General features: G+C 70.6%; 23 protein-coding genes, 1 tRNA gene, 1 pseudogene and 1 riboswitch. Of the genes and pseudogenes, 11 read left to right on the forward strand and 14 right to left on the reverse strand.

Annotated elements, in window-relative coordinates; translation table 11 throughout:
* Positions 1-67 precede the first annotated feature (67 nt).
* Entirely contained in the window at positions 68-766 is a 699-nt protein-coding gene (locus tag MMR14E_RS14460) for a YoaK family protein (RefSeq protein WP_331315205.1), read from the forward strand.
* On the opposite strand, the gene MMR14E_RS14465 is transcribed toward MMR14E_RS14460, so the two are convergent.
* The 5 genes from MMR14E_RS14465 to MMR14E_RS14485 form a co-directional block, all read right to left on the reverse strand.
* Positions 756-1,004: a flagellar protein gene (locus MMR14E_RS14465; protein WP_331315206.1), complete on the reverse strand. Its 249-nt coding sequence runs from the start codon at positions 1,002-1,004 to the stop codon at positions 756-758. The two genes, MMR14E_RS14460 and MMR14E_RS14465, sit on opposite strands and share 11 nt — an antisense overlap.
* A gap of 102 nt (positions 1,005-1,106) precedes the next feature.
* Complete coding sequence (locus MMR14E_RS14470) at positions 1,107-1,271, reverse strand: hypothetical protein (RefSeq protein ID WP_331315208.1); 165 nt, start codon at positions 1,269-1,271, stop codon at positions 1,107-1,109.
* A gap of 42 nt (positions 1,272-1,313) precedes the next feature.
* Positions 1,314-1,400, reverse strand: a tRNA-Leu gene (locus MMR14E_RS14475).
* 33 nt (positions 1,401-1,433) lie between these two features.
* Positions 1,434-2,435 carry an FAD-dependent monooxygenase gene (locus MMR14E_RS14480; protein ID WP_331315209.1) on the reverse strand — a complete coding sequence of 334 codons (1,002 nt, stop codon included), beginning with the start codon at positions 2,433-2,435 and terminating at the stop codon, positions 1,434-1,436.
* Positions 2,436-2,447: 12 nt separating this feature from the next.
* Complete coding sequence (locus tag MMR14E_RS14485; protein ID WP_091779433.1) at positions 2,448-2,705, reverse strand: zinc-finger domain-containing protein; 258 nt, start codon at positions 2,703-2,705, stop codon at positions 2,448-2,450.
* Positions 2,706-2,905: 200 nt separating this feature from the next.
* On the opposite strand from MMR14E_RS14485, the gene map reads away from it, so the two are divergent.
* The 6 genes from map (at position 2,906) to MMR14E_RS14515 (ending at position 8,675) form a co-directional block, all read left to right on the forward strand.
* Entirely contained in the window at positions 2,906-3,733 is an 828-nt protein-coding gene (gene map / locus MMR14E_RS14490) for a type I methionyl aminopeptidase (protein WP_419539343.1), read from the forward strand.
* Positions 3,734-3,739: 6 nt separating this feature from the next.
* Positions 3,740-4,486, forward strand: a complete 747-nt coding sequence (gene radC, locus MMR14E_RS14495; RefSeq protein WP_331315212.1) for a RadC family protein — start codon at positions 3,740-3,742, stop codon at positions 4,484-4,486.
* A gap of 96 nt (positions 4,487-4,582) precedes the next feature.
* Positions 4,583-6,016: a circularly permuted type 2 ATP-grasp protein gene (locus MMR14E_RS14500; RefSeq protein WP_331315214.1), complete on the forward strand. Its 1,434-nt coding sequence runs from the start codon at positions 4,583-4,585 to the stop codon at positions 6,014-6,016.
* Positions 6,017-6,081: 65 nt separating this feature from the next.
* Positions 6,082-7,029 (forward strand): alpha-E domain-containing protein, encoded by a 948-nt coding sequence (locus MMR14E_RS14505; protein WP_331315216.1) that lies wholly within the window; start codon positions 6,082-6,084, stop codon positions 7,027-7,029.
* A 21-nt stretch (positions 7,030-7,050) separates the two neighbouring features.
* Positions 7,051-7,878, forward strand: coding sequence for a transglutaminase family protein (locus tag MMR14E_RS14510; RefSeq protein WP_331315217.1), 828 nt, complete (start codon positions 7,051-7,053; stop codon positions 7,876-7,878).
* Between the two features lie 44 nt (positions 7,879-7,922).
* The gene (locus MMR14E_RS14515) at positions 7,923-8,675 is read left to right on the forward strand and encodes a peptidase (protein ID WP_331315218.1); all 753 of its coding nucleotides are present in this window, start codon (positions 7,923-7,925) and stop codon (positions 8,673-8,675) included.
* Here MMR14E_RS14515 and MMR14E_RS14520 read toward each other — a convergent pair.
* The 4 genes and pseudogenes from MMR14E_RS14520 to thiO form a co-directional block, all read right to left on the reverse strand.
* Positions 8,672-9,316 carry a thiamine phosphate synthase gene (locus tag MMR14E_RS14520; RefSeq protein WP_331315219.1) on the reverse strand — a complete coding sequence of 215 codons (645 nt, stop codon included), beginning with the start codon at positions 9,314-9,316 and terminating at the stop codon, positions 8,672-8,674. The genes MMR14E_RS14515 and MMR14E_RS14520 overlap by 4 nt on opposite strands.
* A gap of 24 nt (positions 9,317-9,340) precedes the next feature.
* Positions 9,341-10,144 carry a thiazole synthase gene (locus MMR14E_RS14525; protein ID WP_331315220.1) on the reverse strand — a complete coding sequence of 268 codons (804 nt, stop codon included), beginning with the start codon at positions 10,142-10,144 and terminating at the stop codon, positions 9,341-9,343.
* A gap of 2 nt (positions 10,145-10,146) precedes the next feature.
* Entirely contained in the window at positions 10,147-10,359 is a 213-nt protein-coding gene (gene thiS, locus MMR14E_RS14530; RefSeq protein ID WP_331315221.1) for a sulfur carrier protein ThiS, read from the reverse strand.
* Positions 10,356-11,583: pseudogene (gene thiO, locus MMR14E_RS14535) on the reverse strand (glycine oxidase ThiO). The gene thiS and the pseudogene thiO overlap by 4 nt, the downstream one beginning before the upstream one ends.
* A 64-nt stretch (positions 11,584-11,647) precedes the next feature.
* Positions 11,648-11,776: riboswitch (TPP riboswitch) on the reverse strand.
* 233 nt (positions 11,777-12,009) lie between these two features.
* On the opposite strand from thiO, the gene MMR14E_RS14540 reads away from it, so the two are divergent.
* Positions 12,010-12,516, forward strand: a complete 507-nt coding sequence (locus MMR14E_RS14540) for a TIGR02281 family clan AA aspartic protease (RefSeq protein WP_331315222.1) — start codon at positions 12,010-12,012, stop codon at positions 12,514-12,516.
* Positions 12,517-12,887: 371 nt separating this feature from the next.
* Complete coding sequence (locus tag MMR14E_RS14545) at positions 12,888-14,009, forward strand: glycosyltransferase (protein WP_331315224.1); 1,122 nt, start codon at positions 12,888-12,890, stop codon at positions 14,007-14,009.
* 103 nt (positions 14,010-14,112) lie between these two features.
* Here MMR14E_RS14545 and MMR14E_RS14550 read toward each other — a convergent pair whose 3' ends face one another.
* From MMR14E_RS14550 to MMR14E_RS14565, 4 genes are all read right to left on the reverse strand, one after another.
* Complete coding sequence (locus tag MMR14E_RS14550; RefSeq protein WP_024831064.1) at positions 14,113-15,372, reverse strand: adenylate/guanylate cyclase domain-containing protein; 1,260 nt, start codon at positions 15,370-15,372, stop codon at positions 14,113-14,115.
* A 76-nt stretch (positions 15,373-15,448) separates the two neighbouring features.
* Positions 15,449-17,434 (reverse strand): RNA polymerase sigma factor RpoD, encoded by a 1,986-nt coding sequence (rpoD, locus tag MMR14E_RS14555; protein ID WP_331315227.1) that lies wholly within the window; start codon positions 17,432-17,434, stop codon positions 15,449-15,451.
* A 198-nt stretch (positions 17,435-17,632) separates the two neighbouring features.
* Positions 17,633-19,546, reverse strand: coding sequence for a DNA primase (gene dnaG / locus MMR14E_RS14560; protein ID WP_331315229.1), 1,914 nt, complete (start codon positions 19,544-19,546; stop codon positions 17,633-17,635).
* Positions 19,547-19,645: 99 nt separating this feature from the next.
* The gene (locus MMR14E_RS14565; protein WP_331315231.1) at positions 19,646-20,107 is read right to left on the reverse strand and encodes a GatB/YqeY domain-containing protein; all 462 of its coding nucleotides are present in this window, start codon (positions 20,105-20,107) and stop codon (positions 19,646-19,648) included.
* Between the two features lie 191 nt (positions 20,108-20,298).
* Between MMR14E_RS14565 and carA the strand changes: the two genes are divergently transcribed.
* Both carA and MMR14E_RS14575 read left to right on the forward strand, forming a co-directional pair.
* The gene (gene carA, locus MMR14E_RS14570; RefSeq protein ID WP_331315233.1) at positions 20,299-21,531 is read left to right on the forward strand and encodes a glutamine-hydrolyzing carbamoyl-phosphate synthase small subunit; all 1,233 of its coding nucleotides are present in this window, start codon (positions 20,299-20,301) and stop codon (positions 21,529-21,531) included.
* Between the two features lie 200 nt (positions 21,532-21,731).
* Positions 21,732-22,109 (forward strand): hypothetical protein, encoded by a 378-nt coding sequence (locus MMR14E_RS14575; RefSeq protein ID WP_331315234.1) that lies wholly within the window; start codon positions 21,732-21,734, stop codon positions 22,107-22,109.
* Positions 22,110-22,142: 33 nt separating this feature from the next.
* Here the strand turns inward: MMR14E_RS14575 and MMR14E_RS14580 are convergent, their stop codons facing one another.
* Positions 22,143-22,577: a pseudoazurin gene (locus MMR14E_RS14580; protein WP_331315236.1), complete on the reverse strand. Its 435-nt coding sequence runs from the start codon at positions 22,575-22,577 to the stop codon at positions 22,143-22,145.
* Between the last annotated feature and the right edge of the window lie 201 nt (positions 22,578-22,778).

Here is a 22,778-nt window from a genome sequence, read left to right on the forward strand (position 1 = left end):
ATGACGGTGGCGGCGCCGGCCGAATCCGGCTCTCGGCACCCCACCGACGGGTCATCGACACGGGTCCATGCTGGTCCACGAAGGCGAGACGCGCACCCCGGAGGCCGACAGGGCGCTCGCCCTCTCCCTCGCGGGGGTGGCCGGCGCGCTGAACACCGCCGGCTTCTACGCGGTCGGCCTCTACGCCTCGAACATGACCGGGAACGTCTCGGCCATCTCGGACAGGACCGGCACCGGCGACCTGCTCCTGGCCGCGCAGGCCGGCCTGCTCGTCATCCTGTTCGTGCTCGGTGCCGCCACCGCGACGCTGCTGATCCGCCGCCGCCGCCGCGGTCACCATCCGGGCGCCTACGCCTACGGGGTCTGCGCGGAGGCGATCCTCCTCGTCGCCGTCGGCCTGCTCGTGCTGCCGCTCCACGAGCCGGCGCGGAGCCACGCCCTGGTGCTCGGCCTGAGTTTCGTCCTGGGCCTCCAGAACGCGGCCGTGACCAAGATCTCCGAGTCGCGGGTCCGGACCACGCACGTCACCGGCATGATCACCGACATCGGCATCGAGCTCGCGCGCTGGCTCGATCGCGGTCCGCCGGGCTCCGACCCGCTGAGGGCCCACGATCCCGTGCGGCTGCGGCTGTACCTCTCGACCGTCGGCGCCTTCCTGGCGGGCGGGGTGGCGGGGGTCGTGGCCTACCGCCTCGTGGGCGTGGCCCTGCTCTTCGCGGCGGCCGCGATCCTGGCCGGCCTCGCCCTCCCCGCCCTCAGGCGGTGACGTCGAGGAGCTGACCCATCATGCGGTCGGCCGAGCGCGCCACCGCGGCATTCAGCGCGAAGGCCGATCGCGACCCGATCAGGTCCAGCGCGGCCCCCGACAGGTCCACCTGCGCGGCCGGCGGCAGGGCCGTGTCGCCGGTGGGCGCGCCGCTCGCCGCGATGGTCTCGGCCGCTTTCCCGAGCCGGTCGGTGGCCCGGGCCATGCCGGTGGCGGCGGTCTGAAGGGCGTCGATCATGCCGGATACTCCCCGTCCGGACCCTGGCAGGCAGACGCGAAGGGCCGGTTTCGGCGATCGCTCGAATGCGACGGATCCCGCGTCTTCGGGACTGTCGGGCCCTCACCCCTTCGGCGCGCACACGGTGACCGGGGACGCCCCGCCGTAGGGCCGCTCGGCCTCGGCGATCTGCTTCGCGGCGGCCTCGCAGGCCTGCCGGGTGTTGAACTCGACGGACCCGATCGCCGAGCCCGAGCCGGCCAGCATGATGATGAGCACGTAGACCACGCCATTCCCTCCGGCATCCCGGTCCGGCGTCGCGCTGCGTGCTGGTGCGGACGGCGGGACTCGAACCCGCACGGCCTCGCGGCCGCAAGATTTTAAGTCTCGTGCGTCTACCGGTTCCGCCACGTCCGCATGCGCCCTCGGTAGCGGGGCCGGCGGGTCCGATCAAGCGGGGGGCGTCCACCCGTACAGCCAGGCGTAGCGGTCCCGCATGCCGTCCGGGCCGAGACGCGACATCACGGCGTCGCGCACGAACGCCACCACGCCGCCGGCGTGGTAGGTCCGGCCGTTGCTGCGCGCCGCCGTCTGGACCTTGCGCACCCGGGCGGTCCGCGCGCCCGAGAACGCCGCGAGTGCGGCCGGCACGTCGGCGTGGTCCGCGAGGGCGCGGGTCAGGACCGCGGCGTCCTCGATCGCCAGGGCGGCCCCCTGCGCGAGGTAGGGCAGCACCGGGTGACCGGCATCGCCGATCAGCGCGAGCCGGTCGCGGGCGAGCGGGCGCGCGACGGCGCGGTCGGCGAGCGACCAGACCAGCCAGGAATCCGGCAGGCTCAGGAGATCGCGCAGCGGCGCGGCCATGGGGATGAGCGCCCGCCACGCCGCGGCCTGACCCGGCCGGAGCGGCGCCGAGTCGAGATGCGCGCGCAGGCGCGAGCGGAGCCCGTCCGCGCCGATCGCGAGGTCGAAGGCGACCGGCTGGGCCCCGCTCGCGCCCTCGACGGTGAGGACGGCTTCCGACGCCGTCTCGGACACGGCCGTCACGGTGCGGCCCATCAGCAGGCGGATCGTCGAGCGGCTCCGGAATGCGTCGAGCAGCAGCGTCTGCAGGTCGGCGCGGTGAATGACGTAGTAGGGCGCGCCGAACCGGCTCTGCGCCCGCGCACCGAGCGCGACGCCGCCGATGCGGCGGCCGCTGTCGAGCGCGCGCACCTCCACGCCGGGCGGCTCGCTCGCCGCCCGGCGCAGGGCCGCGGAGAGCCCGAGACCGGCGAGAACGTGGCTCGCGTTGGGCGAGATCTGGATCCCGGCCCCGACCTCACTGAAGCCGGTCCGGCGCTCGATCACCGTGACGGCGTGGCCGGCATCCGACAGCGCCAGCGCCGCCGTCAGGCCGCCGATCCCGGCCCCGACGATCCCGATCCGCAGAGATGGACTGCCAGAGGGCACGGTGGGCGGCGCCTACTCCGCCGCGAGCTTGGCGTCGTCCCGCCACACGCAGGCCTGCGGCTCCGCCTCGTCGGCCTTCAGGCCGGCCCGGTAGCGATAGAGCGTCGAGCAGTATTGGCAGATGATCTCGCTGTCGGCGCCCATGTCGAGGAACACGTGCGGGTGGTCGAACGGCGGCAGCGCGCCGATGCACATGAATTCCTTCACGCCCACGGTGATCACCGGCACGCCCGGCTCGTTGTGGAAGTGCGGTACCGCCTTGCCTGCCATCCGGCCCTCGTCTGCCCCGCGACCGACCGCGCGGCGAATCTGCCTGCGCGCTCCCGGGCGTCTCGCGGCCGCTTATGCCGCCAGCCCCGCGACCGGCGCAAGCCTCGCCCGGCCCGCGACCGATGCGGCTTGGACTCCCGGGCCCCGCGCCGTACATAGGGCGAAGCCCGATTGATGCCGCCGCGAACAAAGTCCCGATCATGCAGCAGGAACAGGCCAGTGCGCAGGGTGCGCGCCGCGCCCCGGAACCGCCGATCCACGGTCCCGAGGGTTTCGAGGGCATGCGCCGGGCGGGGCGGCTCACCGCCGAGGCCCTCGACCTGCTGATGGAGGCGACGCAGCCGGGCGTCACCACCGAGGAGCTCGACAGGCTCGCCTACACTTTCGCGATGGACCACGGCGCCTATCCGGCGTCGCTGCTCTACCGCGGCTACCCGAAGTCGATCTGCACCTCGATCAACCACGTGGTCTGCCACGGCATCCCCAACGACAAGCCTCTGCGCGAGGGCGACATCGTCAATCTCGACATCTGCCTGATCCTCGACGGCTGGCACGGTGATTCGAGCCGGATGGCCTATGTCGGCGAGGTGCCGCGCAAGGCCCAGCGCCTGTGCGAGATCACCTACGAGGCGCTGATGCGCGGCGTCGCCGCCGTGAAGCCCGGCGGCTCGACCAACGATATCGGACGGGCGATCCAGTCCTTCGCGGAAGGCGAGCGCTGCTCGGTGGTGCGCGACTTCTGCGGCCACGGCCTCGGGCGCACCTATCACGACGCGCCCACGATCCTGCACTACGTCGAGGCCAGCTACGACGTGCCGTTCAAGCCCGGCCAGTTCTTCACGATCGAGCCGATGATCAATCTCGGCCGGCCGGCCGTGAAGGTTCTGGGCGACGGCTGGACCGCCGTGACCCGCGACCGCTCGCTCTCCGCCCAGTTCGAGCACACGGTGGGCGTCACCGAAACCGGCGTCGAGATCTTCACGATCTCGCCGAAGGGGCTGCATCAGCCCGTCAACCCGGCCGCCTGACCGGCCGTGCCCGAGCGGCAGGACGACGGTGACGCGGGGCTGTTCGCCGACAGCGCCGCGCCGTCTCCGGTCGAGAAGGAGACGCCGCACTATCACGGCCATCGCGACCGCCTGCGGGAGAAGTTCTCGGCGGCCGGTCCGGACGCGCTGCCCGATTACGAGATGCTGGAACTCGTCCTGTTCCGGGCGATCCCCCGGCGCGACGTGAAGCCCCTCGCCAAGGCGCTGGTCGCCCGGTTCGGCAGCTTCGCCGAGGTGGTCAGCGCCGAGCCGGCGCGGCTCATGGAAGTGGAGGGCGTGAGCGCCGCTGTCGCGTCCGACCTCAAGGTGATCGAGGCCGCGGCGCGGCGGCTCGCCCGGGGCGCGATCCGGGAGCGCGCGCTCCTGGGCTCGTGGAGCGCGCTGCACGAGTACCTGCGCACCACCATGGCGTTCGCCCCGCGGGAGGAGTTCCGCGTCCTGTTCCTCGACAAGCGCAACCACCTCATCGCCGACGAGGTGCAGGGGCGCGGCACCGTCGATCATGCGCCGGTCTACCCGCGCGAGGTCGCCCGCCGGGCACTCGAGCTCTCGGCGACGGCCATCATCCTGGCCCACAACCACCCGTCGGGCGACCCCGCCCCCTCCGCGGCCGACGTGGCGATGACCCGCGAGGTCGTGGCGGTCCTGGCGCCGCTCAAGATCGTGGTCCACGATCACGTGATCCTCGGCCGAAACGGTCACGCGAGCCTGAAAGGCCTGAAGCTGATCTGATCCTCCGGCCGCCTTGAGCGTTATCGCCCGCGGATATAGCCATGAACGGGTGGCGCGCCTCTTGCCTCAAGAGCGAGAGCGTACGGGAGGAGTGAGATGGCGGTGACGGCCTTCGACGAGATGAACGGGATCGGCGCGGCCGATCCGGCAGCCGTCCGCGACGCCTACGGCCAGCTCAAGGCCTGGCTCGACTCGACGCCGCCCGAGCATTTCAACACCCGCCGCAGCCAGGCCGAGCTGCTGTTCCGACGGATCGGCATCACCTTCGCGGTCTACGGCGACAACGAGTCGACCGAGCGGCTGATCCCGTTCGACATCATCCCCCGGGTGATCACCAAGCCGGAATGGGCCTTCCTGGAGCGCGGCCTGACGCAGCGGGTCACGGCCATCAACCTGTTCCTGAAGGACATCTACGGCGCCCAGGAATGCATCAAGGCCGGCATCATCCCGGCCGACCTCGTCTACCGCAACGCCCATTACCGCATGGAGATGCGGTCCTTCCGCGTGCCGCACGACCTCTACGTCCACATCGCCGGCATCGACATCGTCCGGACCGGCGAGAACGATTTCTTCGTGCTGGAGGACAACGCCCGCATCCCGTCGGGCGTCTCCTACATGCTGGAGAACCGGGAGGTGATGCTGCGCCTGTTCCCGGACCTGTTCTCGAAGCACCGCGTCGCGCCGGTCGAGAACTACCCGGACGCCCTGCTCGCCACCCTGCGCAGCCTCGCGCCGGGCTCGGCGACCCGCGACCCGACCGTCGTTCTGCTGACCCCGGGGCGCTACAACTCCGCGTTCTACGAGCACTCGTTCCTGGCCGACAAGCTCGGCGTCGAGCTGGTGGAGGCGTCCGACCTCTTCACCAAGGACGACGTGGTCTACATGCGGACGACCGAGGGGCCGCGGAAGGTCGACGTGATCTACCGCCGCCTCGACGACGACTTCCTCGACCCGCTGGTCTTCCGCCCGGATTCGGTCCTCGGCGTGCCCGGCCTGATGAACGCCTACGAGCGCGGCTCGGTCACCCTCGCCAACGCGGTCGGGACCGGCATATCGGACGACAAGGCGGTCTACAGCTACATGCCGGAGATCGTGAAGTTCTTCACCGGCGAGGAGCCGATCCTGCACAACGTTCCGACCTATCGGTGCCGCGAGAAGGACGCGTTCGCGTACGTGATGGACAACCTGTCCGAGCTGGTGGTGAAGGAGGTCAACGGCTCGGGCGGCTACGGGATGCTCGTCGGGCCGCACGCGAGCAAGCGCGAGCTCGACGATTTCGCCAAGAAGCTCAAGCACGCCCCGGACGGGTTCATCGCCCAGCCGACCCTGTCGCTCTCCACCTGCCCGACCTTCGTGGCCTCGGGCGTTGCCCCCCGCCACGTCGACCTGCGGCCCTTCGTGCTGTGCGGGGCCGACAAGATCCGCATCGTCCCGGGCGGCCTGACCCGGGTGGCGCTGAAGGAAGGCTCCCTGGTGGTCAATTCCAGCCAGGGCGGTGGCACCAAGGACACCTGGGTGCTCGACGCCTGAGCTCCGCGATATCCGGACGTTCCGAGGCGCGGACATCGTGGTCCGCACGACTTGGCTGAAGACCGATGCTCTCCAGGACTGCCGACAACCTCTTCTGGCTCTCCCGCTACGTCGAGCGGGCCGACTTCGTCGCCCGCATTCTCGACGCGGCACACCGATTCGCGTCGCTTCCGACGAGCTACGGCGGCGGCGGGAGCAACGAGTGGGACTCGGCCCTCGCCTCGGCCGGCGACCCCGACGCGTTCAAGACCCATTACAGCGCGGTCAACGCCGACACGGTCTGCGACTTCCTGGCCTTCAGCCCGCACAACCCGTCCTCGATCCGCTCCTGCATCGAGGCGGCCCGCGAGAATGCCCGCTCGGTGCGCACGGCGCTCACCACCGAGATGTGGGACGCGATCAACGGCGCGTGGCTGGAGCTGCGCAACTACGCCGGCAAGGACCTCAACCGTGACGAGTTCGGCCGCTTCCTCGACTGGGTGAAGACCGTCTCGCTGACCTTCGACGGCTCGGCCTTCCGGACGATGCTGCGCAACGACGCCTTCTGGTTCACCCGGCTCGGCACGGCGATCGAGCGGGCCGACAACACCGCCCGCATCCTCGACGTGAAGTACCAGATCCTGCTGCCGCACGACGAGACGGTGGGCGGCAGCCTCGACTACTTCCAGTGGACCACGATCCTGCGCGAAGTGTCGGCGTTCAACGCCTACCACTGGGTCTACCGGGAGAGCATCAAGCCGCTGCTCGTGGCGGACCTGCTGATGCTCAACAAGCAGATGCCGCGCTCCTTCGCGAACTGCTACGGCGTCATCGTCGAGTATCTCGACCTGATCGCCGACGCCTACGGCCGCCGGGGGCCGAGCCAGCGTCTCGCGGGAAACATGTTGGCGAAGCTGGAGGGCGAGGATATCGACCGTGTCTTCGCCACCGGGCTGCACGAGTTCGTCGAGGCGTTCATCGCCGAGAACAACAAGGTGGGCGAGGCGATCGCCAAGCAGTATCTGGTCGGCTGAACAGGACGGACAGGACGGCGCATGCGCATCCGCGTGGTTCACGAGACCATCTACACGTACGAGCAGCCGGCCCGCGGGCTCGTGCAGGTCCTGCGGCTGACGCCGCGGGACCATGACGGGCAGTACGTTCGCGGGTGGCGGATCGACACCACCGTCGACGGGCGGCTGACCGCCCGCGAGGACGGGTTCGGCAACGTCGTCCACTGGTTCACCCCGGACGAGCCGGCCGACGCCCTGACCATCCGGGTCACCGGCGAGGTCGACACCGACGACACCCACGGCGTCGTCCGCGGCACGGTGGAGCGCCTGCCGGACGAATTCTACCTGCGCGACACGGACCTGTGCGTCGCGAGCCCTGAGCTGCACGCCTTCGCGGAGCGCGTCGCCGCGGAGGGCGACGGCGCCGTCCTGGCCCGGCTCCACCGGCTGATGGGCGCCGTCCACGGCGCCGTGGCCCACGAGCCCGGTCCCGCGAGCGGCGCGGTCCCGGCCGCCAAGGCGTTCGCGGCCGGCAGCGGCGTCTGTCAGGACCTCGCCCACGTCCTGATCGCCGCCGCCCGCCACATCGGCATCCCTTCCCGCTACGTCGCCGGCTATCGGGCCCGCGACGACGGCCAGGCGGATGTCGAGGCGCCCCACGGCTGGGTCGAGGCCCTGGTGCCGGATCTCGGCTGGGTGGCGTTCGACCCGTGCTACGATGTCAGCCCGGCGGACAATTACATCCGCGTCGCCACCGGCCTGGACTATCTCGGCGCGGCGCCGATCCGCGGCAGCCGGACCGGCGGTGGCACCGAGACACTGGACGTGAAGCTCCGGGTCGAGCAAGGCAGGGCCGCCGCTCAATCCTGATCGTACCGACCCCGGTCCGCCGACCGCACGAGAGCCCGAAGACGATGACCTACTGCGTCGGTGTCCTGGTGGAGGAAGGGCTGGTCATGGTCGCCGATACCCGCACCAATGCGGGGCTCGACGACATCTCGACCTACCGCAAGCTCCACCATTTCAACGTGCCGGGCGAGCGGGTGATGATGCTCGCCTCCGCGGGCAACCTCTCGATCACCCAGTCGGTGCTCAGCCTGCTCCAGGAGGGCGTGCCCGGCGAGGAGGAGGGCGAGCCGCCGCAGAAGCTCGTCGAGGCGCCGACCATGTTCCAGGCGGCGCAGCTGATCGGCCGGGCCATCCGGCGGGTCCGCGCGATCGAGAAGGACGGGTTCGAGGCGGCCAACATCCGGTTCTCGATCTCGCTTCTGTTCGGCGGCCAGATCGGCACCGGCGAGATGCGGCTGTACCTGATCTACTCCGCCGGCAACTTCATCGAGTGCAGCACCGACGCGCCGTTCCTCCAGATCGGCGAGCACAAGTACGGCAAGCCGATCCTCGACCGGGCGGTGAAGTACACGACCGACCTCTACGACGCCCTCAAGGTGAGCTTGGTCTCGATGGATTCGACCATGCGGTCGAATCTGGGCGTCGGCCTGCCGATCGACATCGCGGTCGCCCGCCGGAACGCGCTGACGCTCGAGGTGAACCACCGGATCGAGGCCGGCGAGGGCTACTTCCACGACCTGCGCGAGCGCTGGTCGGCGGCGCTCCGGGCCGCGCACCGGGCGATTCCGCGCCCGCCCTACGGGCCTTCCAGCACCTAGGACGGGGCTGCATTCCACGTGGCTGTCCGAGCCGCTGTGGACTCCGCTGCACCCCAGGCCTCCAGGAGCGCCCGCGTCGCGTCGGCCGGATCCATGGCCCGCATCGGGCCACCCATGACGGCGAAGCCCGCCGCCCCCGCCGCGCGACAGGCCCCGATCACTGCCGGACCGACACCGCCCAGGGCCACGATCGGCAGGCCCGCCGCACGCGCGGCGGCGAGGCCCTCCGGTCCGAGAGCCGGTCCGTAGCCCGGCTTGCTCGCCGTCGCGTAGATCGGGCTGAGGGTCACGTAGTCGGCGCCGGCCGTCGCGGCGGCCGCGGCCTCACGCGGCGCGTGCGCGGAAACGCCGATCAGCGCGGCCTCGCCCAGGGTGGCCCGCGCCGCCGCGATCGCCTCCGGTCCCGAGCCGCCGCCGAGATGCACGCCGTCGGCTTCGAGGGCGCGCGCCAGCGCGACGTCGCCGCCGACCGTCAGGACACCGTTCGCGGCGCGCACGCGCGCGGCGACGCCCGCGCCGAGATGCAGGCGGGCATCCGCATCCAGGTCCCTGTCGCGGAACCAGATCCAGCGCCCGCCGCCGTCGAGGATCGCCTGGACGGTCTCGGCGAGGGGCCGCGGGTGCCCGTGCCGGTCCGTCACCGCCAGCAGCGGCGACCAGCACCCTCACGAGCCGACGAGGCCGAGCTGCGGGCTCGACGGCTCGGCCCGGCCGCGGCGAGGGATCCGCCCGGCGAGATGCGCGTCGCGCCCGGCCTCCACGGCCCGGCCCATGGCGCGGGCCATCCGCACCGGATCGTCGGCCTTGGCGATCGCGGTGTTGATCAGGCAGGCGGAAGCGCCGAGTTCCATGGCGATCACCGCGTCCGAGGCGGTGCCGATCCCGGCATCGACCACCACCGGCACCCTCGCCCGGCGGCAGATCAGCTCCAGGTTGGCCGGGTTGGCGACGCCCATCCCGGAGCCGATCAGCGAGCCCATGGGCATGACGGCGGCGCAGCCGAGATCCTCCAGGCGCTGGCACACGATCGGGTCGTCGTTGCAGTAGGGCAGCACCACGAAGCCGTCGTCCACGAGATGGCGACAGGCCTCGATCAGCTCGGTCACGTCCGGGTACAGCGTCTCCCGGTCGCCGATCACCTCGACCTTGATCCAGTTGGTGTCGAGCGCCTCCCGGGCGAGCTCGGCGGTCATGATCGCGTCCCGGGCCGTCTCGCAGCCGGCGGTGTTCGGCAGGAAGCGCTTGCCCTTCAGGATCTTGACCGTGTCCGAGCCGTGGCCCTGGAGCGAGACCCGGCGGATCGAGGCGGTGACCACGTCGGCGCCGCTCGCCGCGACGGCGTCGCGCATGATCGCCTGTGTCGGGTAGCCGGCGGTGCCGATGAACAGCCGGGACGACAGCGTCACCCCGGCAATGGTCAGGCTGTCGTCCCCGCCCTCGGGGCGGGACGGCGTGTGACTCGGGTCCATGCTCAACCTCCCTGCATGGCGCGGACGATCTCGACGCGGTCGCCCTCCGCGACCGGGGTCTCGCCCCAGTCCCGGCGGCGCAGAACCCGGCCGTTCAGCGCGATGGCGACGCCCTGCGGACTCTCGATGCCGCCCTCCTCCGCTTCCAGGCGGAACAGGGCGTCCACCGTCTCGACCGCGCAGTCGCGCGGCTCACCGTTGACGAGAAGTTTCATGCCGATTCCCTCAGCGCTTCCGGCTGCCCGAAGCGCGCGCGGGTGAAGGGACGGGCGACATCCGGCAGCGCGCCGTGCAGCACCAGCGCGGCGACCGCGTCGGCGGTCACCGGGGCGAGCAGGTAGCCGTTGCGGTGATGCCCGGTGGCGGCGACGAGGCCCGGGGCGATCGCGTCGAGGATCGGCGCGTCGTCGTCCGAGGTCGGACGGTAGCCGCTCCACACCGCCTCCACCTCCATCTCCTCGATGCCGGGCAGCACCCGGCGGGCGCCTTCCAGCAGGGCGTAGAGCCCGCCGGCGGTGACGCCGGGCCGGAAGCCGCAATCCTCGACGGTCGCGCCGACGATGAGCTGGCCGTCGCTCTTCGGCGCCATGTGGACCTGCTCGGTCCAGACCATCCGCGCCAGGGTACCGGTGCGGGGGGTGGTGCGCAGGGCCAGGGACTGGCCCTTGAGCGGGCGGACCGGCAGGGCGAGCGCGTCGGGCAGCAGGCCGCCCTCCCCGCTCCAGGCACCGGAGGCGAGGATGACGGTCTCCGCCGCCACGACGCGGTCGCCGGCACGGATCCCGGTGACGCGGCCGCCCGACCAGTCCAGGGCGGTGACGGGCGTCCGCTCCACCAGGACGACGCCGGCCCGGCGGCAGGCCTCGGTGAGGGCGTCCATGACCAGACGGGGATCGACCTGATGGTCGAGCGGACAGTGGATCCCGGCGGTGACGGAGGGGCGCAGGCCCGGCTCCAGGCGCCGCACCTCGCTGCCCGGCAGCCAGGTGGCCGCGAGGCCGGAGCGGCGCTGCAGGTCGTAGCGGAAGCGCAGGCGCTCGACCTCGTCGCGGCCGACCGCCAGCACCAGGGTGCCGTCGGCCCGGTAGTCGATCGCGCGGCCGGATTCGGCCTCCAGCGCGTCGCGGAACCCGGGCCAGAGCCGCAGCGAATCCAGTGCGAGGGGCAGCAGCGGGTCGGACCCGGGCTCGTGCTCGGCGGCCGGGGCCAGCATGCCGGTGGCCGCGAGGCTCGCGCCCGCGCCGATCGTGTCCCGCTCNCTCCAGCACCGTCACGGCGCGGCCGGCCCGGGCGAGGCGCCACGCGATCGACAGCCCGATCAGCCCGCCGCCGACGACGGCCACGTCGGTCCGCGCCGGAAGGGACGCCGGCGCGGCGCTGCCGTGCGGTTTGCGGCGGCGTCCGATCGGTGAGGCGGGGCGGTCGAGGGGCACAATCATCTCCGCGGAATGCCGTCGCGGTGACCGGGCCGTGCGCTTCGGTGAGAAGCTGTGGCCTGCCTGTCGGGCGGCCGCGGTCCAATCCCTACGCCGGTATGAGCCGGATCAGGTTCGAAGGATTTCCGCGCCGCAGGTCCTGACGGACGTGCCAGCGGTTTCTCAGCCCCTTGCCGGGGATCTCCCTGGAACAGAGGCAGATGTGGCTTCCCGGCCGCGGCCGGTCAACCCCGCGCCGCAACCATCCGGTCGTTCCAGCGACAATCCGCGGATCCCGGTGATGATCTGGATACCAATCGCAGCGGAATCGGCACGCGTGCGCCGGCGGCGATCGCGATCGCGCACCATCCCTTCACCGGTCTGGCATCTCATCGCCGGGATTCCGGAACGTCTCCGGTCGCCGGCACTCCACGTCACGGGCGAATTCGCGTGCGCGCAATCCTATTGATCTGCCTGCTCGGCTTCCTCGGCGTCACGGCCGTCCTGAAGCTGCGCGACGGCATGCGGCCGGCGCCGGTGGCCCTCGCCGTCACTCCGCCGCCGGAGCCGGCTCTCGCGGTCGATGCCGCCGGTGTGGCTCTCCAGGCCGGGCGCAACGGCCACTTCTTCGTCAACGCGCTGCTGGACGGCCGCTCGTTGCCGATGATGGTGGATACCGGGGCGAGTGCCTGCGCGTTCTCCGAGGAGGACGCCGCGCGGATCGGGATCCGGGTCGGTCCGTCCGATTTCACGCGCGTCTGGAACACCGCGAACGGCACGGTCCGCGTGGCGCCGATCCGGATCGCCATCGTGCAGATCGGATCGATCACGGTGCGGGACGTCGATGCGGTGGTGATCCCGCGCGGGCTCCTGTCCACCAGCCTTCTGGGCATGTCGTTCCTCAGGCGTCTGCGCGATTTCGGTGTCTCCGGCAGCACGATGACGCTCAGGGGCTGAAGCGCCGAGATCCTCCGCCCTGACCTTCGTGATCGTGGCGTTCTCGCGGGGCGCACGCGGGACCGGCTGCGCCGCTGCCACCGGTGTACAGACACCGGGCCGGCGTGCCCGACATGGTCTCGCGGCCGCTCGATCAATCTCCGCGGATCAACGTGCCTGTTGAGGCTCCCTTGTTGTGCTCAAGTATTGATGTACGTTGGAGCGATCGTGCTGTAGATACGCGCTTTAACGTAAGCTTTGCCGGTCTGGACGATTGTTTTGTCAATGCATGATGGCGGTGCTAGGAGTGTCTACGACTGCGTGTTCTGAATAAGGGCGCGGCGTGGAGCGGCTTCAGAATGACGAATCGCGGGTCGATCATCTGTTTGTCCATGATCGTGAAGGACGAGGCCCCCGTTATCCGGCGTTGCCTCGACTCTGTGCGTCCGATGATCCATCATTGGATCATCGTTGATACCGGCTCGACGGACGGAACCCAGGATATCGTCCGCGCCGCGCTGGCGGACATACCGGGAGCCCTGGTCGAGCGCCCGTGGGTCGATTTCGCTTTCAATCGGAACGAGGCTCTGAAACTCGCGCGGCGGCACGCGCAGTACGTGCTGATCATCGACGCCGACGATGAGCTGATCATCCCGGCGGACTTCACGATGCCGAAGCTGCGCGCGCCCGGCTACCGCTTCGAGATCATCGACGAACACACGCGCTACTGGCGCAACCAGCTGGTCAGCAGCCGGGAGAACTGGCGCTACCGTGGCGTCCTGCACGAATTTCTCAGCTGCCCCGGCGTGACCGAGACGCCGATCCTGCCCCTCGCGATGCGCCGCGGCGACGACGGCGCCCGCCACCGCGACGCGACGGCGGATGCGCGGGATATCGCCGTTCTCGAGAAGGCGCTGGCGGTCGAGACGGACCCTTTCATGATCGCGCGGTACACGATGTACCTCGGGACCACGTACGACGCCGCCGGGGAACACCGGAAGGCCCTCGCGTGCTTTCTGAAGCGGGCCGATCTCGGCGGATGGGACGAGGAAGTCTATTTCAACCTGCTGATGGCTGCGGTGAACGCGGAGCGCCTCCACGAGCCGGAGGACCGGGTGCTGGATCTCTACGAGCGCGCGACCGCGGTCCGTCCCGCGCGGGCGGAGGCGCGCCACGGGGCCAGTCGGTTCTGCAGGCTGAGAAAGCGGTTCGCGGAGGGCTATCGGTATGCCGAGGCTGGCCTCGCGCTCGAGCTTCCGAGCGAGGGGATCTCCCTGAACCCGTGGGTCTACGAGTACGGCTTGCTCGACGAGTTCGCCCTCAACGCGTACCACAGCGGCCAATACAGCGCCTGCGGTCACGCCTGCCTGAAGATCCTCGAACGGACGCAGGTCCCGCGGGACGTCGCCCTACGCGCCGGCGCCCTGGCCCGGGACGTGATGGCGAAGATGATCGACCCGGTCTGGGGCTGCCGTCATACTCCCTACGCTCTGCCGTTCGTGCCGACGTGGTGAGATCGACCGCGCACGCCCGGGCGGCGAACGGCGGATGACGGCGGACGGGCAGGACGGCCCGGTGTCGTTCAGGGATCGATCGGTTACGCGCTCGGGAGGCGGCTCAGCTCGACCTGCGCGGGCGCAGGAATTTCGGCCGGAACACCGCCATCGGCTCGTCGAACCCGTTGAGACGGTGCTCGCCGAGCGGGATCGGGTCGCCCCAGAGGAAGTCCACGAAGGGCTTCGACATCAGCAGCGGCTCGCCGAGGGCGCGGTTCAGCTGCGCGATGCGGCTCGCGAGGTTCACGTCGCGGCCGATCACCGTGAAGTCGAGGCGGGAGCCGGACCCGACATTGCCGTAGGCGGCTTCGCCGTGGTGGAGCGCGATGCCCGCGGCGACCGGCACCGGGAACTGGTGCAGGGCGTTCGCCTCGTCGAGGGCCGCCAGGGCGTGCTGGGCCGCCGTGAGCGCGCCTTTGGCCGCGCCGCCCAGGTCGTCGCCGGACTCCCGGAAGATCGCCAGCAGGCCGTCGCCGAGATACTTCAGGACCTCGCCGCCCTCCCGCTCGATCGGCGGCACGAGGCAGTCGAAGAACACGTTGAGCAGGCCGACCGCCTCCTCGGGCGTCATGTCGGCGGTTGTACGGGTGTAGTCGCGCATGTCGGCGAACAGGATCGCCGAGCGGATCCGCGTCACCTGCCCCCGGCGGATGTCCCCGGCCAGGATCGCCCGGTGCGGCTCGTCGCCGACGTAGAGCCGGAGCACGTGGTCGAGCTGCTTGTTGAGGACGCGCATCTCCATCACCGCCGCCAGCGCCGGCATGACGAAGCGGAGGATCGCGATGTCGTCGTCCCGGAACCCCTCGGGGGCCCGCGTGGCGAAGGTGATGCCGTTCTGCGTGCCGTTCGTGAAGAACAGGGGCGCCACCACGTAGTGGGTGTAACCGCCGGCCTTCAGGTCCGGGACGATCGCGTAGGCGTCGTCCGGGGTCTTCGACAGGTCGAGGATCAGCCACTCGCCGGTCTCGTGGACCGTGTGGAACGGGCTGTTGAGGTAGGCGTCCGTCGAGCGGGCCCCGTGGGGGAACAGCCGCACGGTGGTGCCGCCGTCCCGGGTCCAGATGCGGCCGACCCCGGCATATTCCGAGTGCAGGGTGTCGATGGCCGTCGAGGCCCGGTCCACCGGCACGCCGATCGCGATCAGGCGCTCGGCGAGCCCGGCCAGCATCTCCTCGGCGTTGGGCATCCGCGCGCCCTCGCCGAGCAGCCAGTCGCGGATGCCCACGGAGGGCTGGAGCGCGCCGAAGGGCACGTCGTCGGCCTCCGAGCCGTCCGCGAAGGCCGTCGGGGATCCGGGCGTTGGCGGGCGGCGTTCGAGCATGGCGCCAGACTGGATGCCGCGCGGCACCGAGGCAACGCGGGCGACGGGGAAGCGCCGCGCGATCCGCGGCGCAGGCTCAGTTGTCCAGGAAGCTCCTGAGCTTCCGGCTGCGCGAGGGATGCTTCAGCTTCCGCAGCGCCTTCGCCTCGATCTGGCGGATGCGCTCGCGGGTCACCGAGAACTGCTGGCCGACCTCCTCGAGGGTGTGGTCGGTGTTCATGCCGATGCCGAAGCGCATGCGCAGCACGCGCTCCTCGCGGGGCGTGAGCGAGGCGAGCACGCGCGTCGTGGTCTCGCGCAGGTTCGACTGGATCGCCGCGTCGATCGGCAAGACGACGTTCTTGTCCTCGATGAAGTCGCCGAGGTGGCTGTCCTCCTCGTCGCCGATGGGCGTCTCGAGGGAGATCGGCTCCTTGGCGATCTTCAGGACCTTGCGGACCTTCTCCAGCGGCATGGCCAGCTTCTCGGCCAGCTCCTCCGGGGTCGGCTCGCGTCCGATCTCGTGCAGCATCTGGCGCGACGTGCGGACGATCTTGTTGATCGTCTCGATCATGTGCACCGGGATGCGGATCGTGCGCGCCTGGTCGGCGATCGAGCGGGTGATCGCCTGCCGGATCCACCACGTGGCGTAGGTCGAGAACTTGTACCCGCGACGGTACTCGAACTTGTCGACCGCCTTCATCAGGCCGATGTTGCCCTCCTGGATCAGGTCCAGGAACTGCAGGCCGCGGTTCGTGTACTTCTTGGCGATGGAGATCACGAGGCGCAGGTTCGCCTCGATCATCTCCTTCTTGGCCTGACGGGCCTCGCGCTCGCCCTTCTGGACCATGTTGACGATGCGGCGGTACTCGCCGATCTCCAGGCCCGTCTCCGAGGCGAGGTCGAGGATCTGCGCGCGCAGCTCCGCGACCTGCCGCGAGCCGCGCTCGACCAGGTTCTTCCAGCCCTTGCCGCCGAGGGTCCCGACGCGCTCCATCCAGTTGGGATCGAGCTCGTAGCCCTGGTAGTGGCGCAGGAACTCGTCGCGCGCCACGCCGTGGCTCTCGGCGAAGCGCATCAGCCGGCCCTCGTGGCCTATCAGCTGCTTGTTGATCGAGTAGAGCTGGCCGACCAGCGCCTCGATGCGGTTGTTGTTGAGCGAGAGGGACTTCACGTCGGCGACGACGATGTCCTTCAGCTCGATCTGCTTCTGGTTCTGGGCCGGGGTGTTCTGCTCGCCCGCAGCCTTGCGCTCGGTGCCCTCGATCTGGAACTTGCGCAGCTTGCGGTAGTTCGCGGCGATCGCGTCGAAGGTCTCGAGGACCCGCGGCTTGATCTCCGCCTCCATGGCGGCGAGCGAGACGTTGTTCTCGAGATCGTCCTCGTCGTCGCCGCCCTCCGGGGTCGCCGGCTCGCCGTCCTCCGACCCCTCCTCGCCCTCGGCCTCGCCGATCTGCGGGCCGTTCTTGCCGTCCGGGCCCGCGTAGGTCGCCTCGAGGTCGATGATGTCGCGCAGGAGGACCTTGCCCTCCACGAGTTCGTCCCGCCAGATGATGATCGCCTGGAAGGTCAGCGGGCTCTCGCAGAGGCCCGCGATCATCGCCTCGCGGCCGGCCTCGATGCGCTTGGCGATGGCGATCTCGCCCTCGCGGGACAGGAGCTCCACCGAGCCCATCTCGCGCAGGTACATGCGCACCGGATCGTCGGTGCGGTCGGTCGGCTCCTTGGTCGTGGTGGCGACCGCGACGGCGCGCGCCGGCGCGACCTCGGCGACCTCGCCGCCTTCGGCCTCCTCCTCCTCGCCGTCCGCGGCCTTCTCGCCGGCGGCCTCGTCGGTCTCCTCGGCCTCGACGACGTTGATGCCCATCTCGGAGAGCTGCGAGAGCACGTCCTCGAGCTGGTCCGGATCGGACTGGCCCTCGGGCAGCACCTCGTTGACCTCCTCGTAGGTCACGTAGCCGCGCTTCTTGGCGAGCTTGACCATCCGCTTGACCGAAGCATCCGTCAGGTCGAGGAGCGGCCCGTCGGTCTGCTGCTCGGGGGCAGCGTCCGTCTCGTCCCGTTCCGTTGCCTTCGTCGCCATGATCAGCCTATTGTTTCGCACGCGGCGCGTAGCGGAGGCCCCGATGAGGCCGGTCCACGCCGTCGGCGCCGCTCCGTGAGATCGGCGCCGGATCGCTCCAATCGCCGTGAGTCGTCGGTATCCGTATGCAAGCCCGAGGCTTGACCGATTGTTAACTATGGCGGGACACTGCCCCCCGCCACCGCCATGACACAGGCATTACGCGGCCGTCGAGTCGCTCGACACCGGTGCATCGGCCTCCGCCTCGGCGGCGATGACGGTTTCCAGCCTCGCCTTCACTTCGCAGAGCCATGCCCATCCGGCATCGGTCGGATCGTCCTCAAACGCCTGCCGTGCTTCGCGAAGTTCGCTATGTAGCGCTCCTGCCTGCCGGTGCAAGATCATCGCCTGTCGGAGCGCGTCTGCGCGGTGGCCAGGATCGGCGTGCGGGGCCAGGGTCGTGCGGTCCCGCGAGCGAGCCAGAGCGAGGATTCGGTCGGCCGCCCCAGTGAGTCCGGCGCGGTTGATGCGGTTCTGCAACACCTCGGGCGCCGCGTGCTCGTCCTCGGCCGCGCAGGCCAGCAGGACCGACAGCAGCGTACGGGCGTCGGGATCCTCGAAGTCGAGCTCGGCCGCCTCCTCGCCGAACTCCGCCATCATCTCGGGATGGGCCAGCAGGGTGCCGACGATCACCGCCTCGCGCACCGGGGCGGCGCCCGTGAAGCCCGCCGAGGCCGTCACCGAAGGGCTGGGGCTGCCGGTGATGCGCGGCGAGACGGGCTCGCCGGGGCGGGCGAAGCGCTGGCGACCGCGCGGGGTCCCGCCGGCGGCNCCGCGCGGGGTCCCGCCGGCGGCGCGGCCGCCGCGGGGCGACAGGCCGCGCAGTCGCTCCTCGATATCGTCGCGGTAGTAGCGCCGCACGGTCTCGTCGCGGATCGTCGCGACGGTTGTACGCAGAGTCTGCGTCAGGCCGGCGCGGCGCTCCGGCGTGTCGACCGGTCCCGCCTCGAGGGCGCGCCGCCACAGCAGCTCCGACAGGGGGAGCGCCGCCGTCAGGACTTGGTCGATCGCCGTCGGGCCGCCCGACCGCAGCAGGTCGTCCGGGTCCTGGCCGCCCGGAAGCAGCGCGATCCGGAGCGAGCGGCCGGGTTCGAGGAGCGGCAGCGCGATGTCGAGGGCCCGGAACGCGGCCCGCTGGCCGGCCTTGTCGCCGTCGAAGCAGAGGATCGGCTCGTCGGCGTGGCGCCAGAGCAGGCCGAGCTGGTCCTCCGTGAGGGCAGTGCCCAGGGGGGCCACGGTCTCGGGATGGCCGGCGAGCGTCATGGCGATGACGTCGACGTAGCCCTCGACCGCGATGATCGATCCGCGGTCGTGGGCGGCCTTGCGGGCACCGTGCAGGTTGTAGAGCGTCCGGCCTTTGTGGAAGAGCGGCGTCTCCGGCGAGTTGAGGTACTTGGCGCGCACCTCCTTGGCGAGCGCCCGGCCGCCGAAGGCCACGACCCGGCCGCGGGTGTCGGTGATCGGGAACATGACCCGGTCGCGGAAATAGTCGTAGGGGACGGAGACCCCCTCCCCCGCCGCGAGCAGGCCGAGCTCGACCATCAGCGCCTTCTCGACGCCCTGCCCGGCGAGGTGGTCGCGCAGCGCGTAGCGCTCGCCCGGCGCGTAGCCGAGGCGGAAGGCGCGCTGCGTCTCGTCCCGCAATCCGCGCCGCTCGAGATAGGCGCGGGCCTCGCTGCCCTGGCCCGACCGCAGGCGCTCCTCGAACCAGCGCGCGGCCATCTCCATGACCTCGATCGCGCCGGCCCGCCTCTGCTCGCTGGCGCGGTTGTCCTCGGTGGGCGCCGGCAGGCTGACGCCGGCCTCGCCCGCGAGCCGCTCGACCGCCTCGGGGAAGCTGAGGCCTTCCGTCTCCATGAGGAAGGTGAAGATGTCGCCGTGCTTGGAGGACGAGAAGCAGTGGTAGAACTGCTTCTGGTCGTTCACGTAGAAGGACGGCGTCTTCTCGGCGTTGAACGGCGACAGGCCGCGCCATTCGCGGCCGGCCTTCTTCAGCTGCACGCGGCGGCCGACCACCGACGAGGCCGGCAGCCGTGAGCGGATCTCTTCCAGGATGTGGGGCGGATAGCGCACGGGGCCTGGGACGGTTGCGTGAACCTGCTCCTATAGCGCGAGACGCCTGACCGAGTCCCTCACGCCCCCGGAATCCGGTGGAGGATTGCGGGGAGAGGTTCAGCCCTTCGCCGCCAGCGCCGCCTTCACCAGCCCGCTGGCCTTGCCGAAATCCATCCGGCCCACGAAAGTCCCCTTCAGGGCGCCGATCACCTTGCCCATGTCCTTCGGCCCGGCGGCGCCGGTCTCGAGGATCGCTGCCTCGACCGCGGCCTTCATCTCGGTCTCGTCCATCTGCTTCGGCAGGAAGCTCTCGACGATCGCGATCTCGGCGCGCTCGTTGGCGGCGAGTTCCGGGCGGCCGCCCTGCTCGTAGACGGCGGCCGATTCGGTGCGCTGCTTGATCATCTTCTGCAGCAGCGACAGGATCTCCTCGTCGGAGATCGGCTCCTTGCCGTTGCCGCGCGCCTCGATGTCCCGGTCCTTCAGGGCAGCCTGAATCATCCGGACGGTGGCGAGCCTGTCCTTGTCGCCGGCCTTCATGGCTTCCTTCATCTCGGTGGTGAAGCGCGCGCGCAGCATCTCGGTGACCTTCCAACGATCGAAGCGGGGGGCTGGCCTGCGGTTTGCGGGTGTTGAGCCCTGCGGGAGGCGGAGCCACATTGACCCCATCGCGGGCCGCTGGCTAAGAGCGCCGCACACGATCATGCCGCAAGCCGAGAGCGCCGAGAGCCGGCGCCCGCCTTCGGCCGGACATAAGCGAGACTCAGCCCATGCTGCAAGACGCCGCCGCGCATGCCCCCGAGCCTCAGGCTCCCGAGCCCTGGGCCGAGCCCGTCGCGACGGCGCTGCTCGTTCTGGCCGACGGCACCGTCCTGGAGGGATTCGGCATCGGCCAGACCGGCGTGGCCGACGGTGAGGTCTGTTTCAACACGGCGATGACCGGCTACCAGGAGATCCTGACGGACCCATCCTATGCCGGCCAGATCGTCACCTTCACCTTCCCGCATATCGGCAACGTCGGCACCAACGACGAGGATCTGGAGAGCCTGGAGGCGGCGCCGGCCTCGGGCGTCCGCGGCACCGTCATCGCCTCGGCGGTGACGAACCCGTCGAACTGGCGGTCCTCGTCGCATCTCGACGGGTGGCTCAGGGCGCGCGGCATCGTCGGCATCACCGGCGTCGACACCCGGGCGCTCACGGCCCGCATCCGCGACCAGGGCATGCCCAACGCCGTGATCGCCAACGATCCCCAGGGGAATTTCGACCGCGAGGCCCTCAAGGCCCGCGCGGCAGCCCTCGCGCCCATGGAGGGGCTGGACCTCGTTCCGCCGGTAACGAGCCGCGCGAAGTCGGAATGGTCCGAGACCGTGTGGGCGCTCGGCAACGGCTACGGCACGCGCGCACCCGGCGAGGGCCTCAAGGTCGTGGCCATCGATTACGGCGTGAAGCGCAACATCCTGCGCCTCCTCGCCCAGGCCGGCTGCGACGTCACCGTGGTGCCGGCCACCACGACGGCCGAGGAGATCCTGGCGCTGAAGCCGGACGGCGTGTTCCTGTCGAACGGCCCCGGCGATCCGGCCGCCACCGGCGCCTACGCGGTCCCGGTGATTCGCAGGCTCCTGGACGAGAAGGTGCCGACCTTCGGCATCTGCCTCGGCCACCAGCTGATGGGTCTCGCCCTCGGCGGCCGGACCGTGAAGATGGGCCAGGGCCACCACGGCGCGAACCACCCGGTGAAGGACAAGACCACCGGCAAGGTCGAGATCGTGTCGATGAACCACGGCTTCGCGGTGGACCCGGACAGCCTGCCGGAGACGGCCGTGGAGACCCACGTGTCGCTGTTCGACGGCTCGAATTGCGGCCTGACCCTCACCGACCGCCCGGCCTTCTCGGTGCAGCACCACCCGGAGGCCTCCCCCGGCCCGCGCGACAGCCACTACCTCTTCGAGCGCTTCGTGACGCTGATGCGCTCCGGCACTGCTGAGACCGCGACGAGCGCCTGAGGACCCGGTACGGCCCCCGTCCCGCCGGCATCGCCGCGCGGCGACGGCGGGACACGGCCGGGCCGCCGCCCCGACCCCAATCGGGCCGCGGCGGGGCCATAAAATCCGCCAGATCGGACGGCTTAAGGGGGCTCATGACGGCCCGCGACCGGCGGCGCATCCGCGCCCTGCGACGGCGGCCCGTCTCAGGGGATTGCCGGATGACCATCGACGAGGCGCGCGACGATTTCTCCCGCCTGCATCGCAGCTTCACCTTCCACCTGGGCGTCGCCGTGGGCCTGTCCTGGCTGACCGCCCTCTACGCCGCCTTCTACGCTCCCTGGGTGCGCAACATCCGGGCGCTGATCGACCCGACCGGCGGCTTCGACCGCGTCGAGAGCACGGTGTCCTACCTGTTCGCCATGCCGGCGGTCCTCGCCCTCGCCTGGGTCTCGGTCTATTTCGGCCGCGAGGCCCTGCGCCGCGCGCAGACGCTCTCGAACGTCGCCGTCGAGTTCGCGGCCGCCGCCGTCGTGGCCTTCGGGATGTTCTACCTGTCGATCGACCGCGCGGTCGCGGCGCTCCACGCCGGTTTCTGAGGCGGCACGGGGCGGCGCGCGCCGCCCCGACGCCTACCGGACCTTCTCGAACAGCGGCTCGAACCGCTTGGCGGCCATCTTGTTCTGCGGCACCGCCCTCGCCGCCTCCAGATTGTCGGGCTTGTCGCCGACCTGGACGAGGCCGACCATACCCATGATGTAGTGCGGCGCGCACTTGATTCCGTAGAGACCGGGCTTGTCGAAGGTCACGGTCTCCTCCTTGCCGACCACCGTCTTGAACGGTACCGCGCCCTCGGGCGCCATGCCCTTGATCAGCTCGGCATTGTGACCCTTGTCGGCCGGAACGAACCGCACCGTGTCGCCGGGCTGAATTTTCACGAAGGCCGGATCGAAGACCATCATCCCGCCCGGGCCGCTGTTCAACGTCTTGATGGAGACTTCCGAGGCGTTCGCGCCCGCGATCGAGGCGATCAGAAGTGCGGCGACGGGCAGGGTTGGCCTGAGCATTTTCAGTCTCGAACAAGTACGATGTCGATCGACGGGTCGCGCGATCGACCGAGCCTTACGGTCAGGCGCCGATCGCCCGCAAGAATTCAATGAATGCTTGCGAGAATTTTTAAATACTCCAGATCGACGGAGCCCGGCCGCCCGCGCGCGCCGGCCCCTCGGCCAGATTGCGCGGTTGTCCCGGCCTTCCAAAGCGCCCGT

Source organism: Methylobacterium mesophilicum (genome assembly GCF_036441335.1).
In the GTDB taxonomy this organism is placed as follows: domain Bacteria; phylum Pseudomonadota; class Alphaproteobacteria; order Rhizobiales; family Beijerinckiaceae; genus Methylobacterium; species Methylobacterium mesophilicum_B.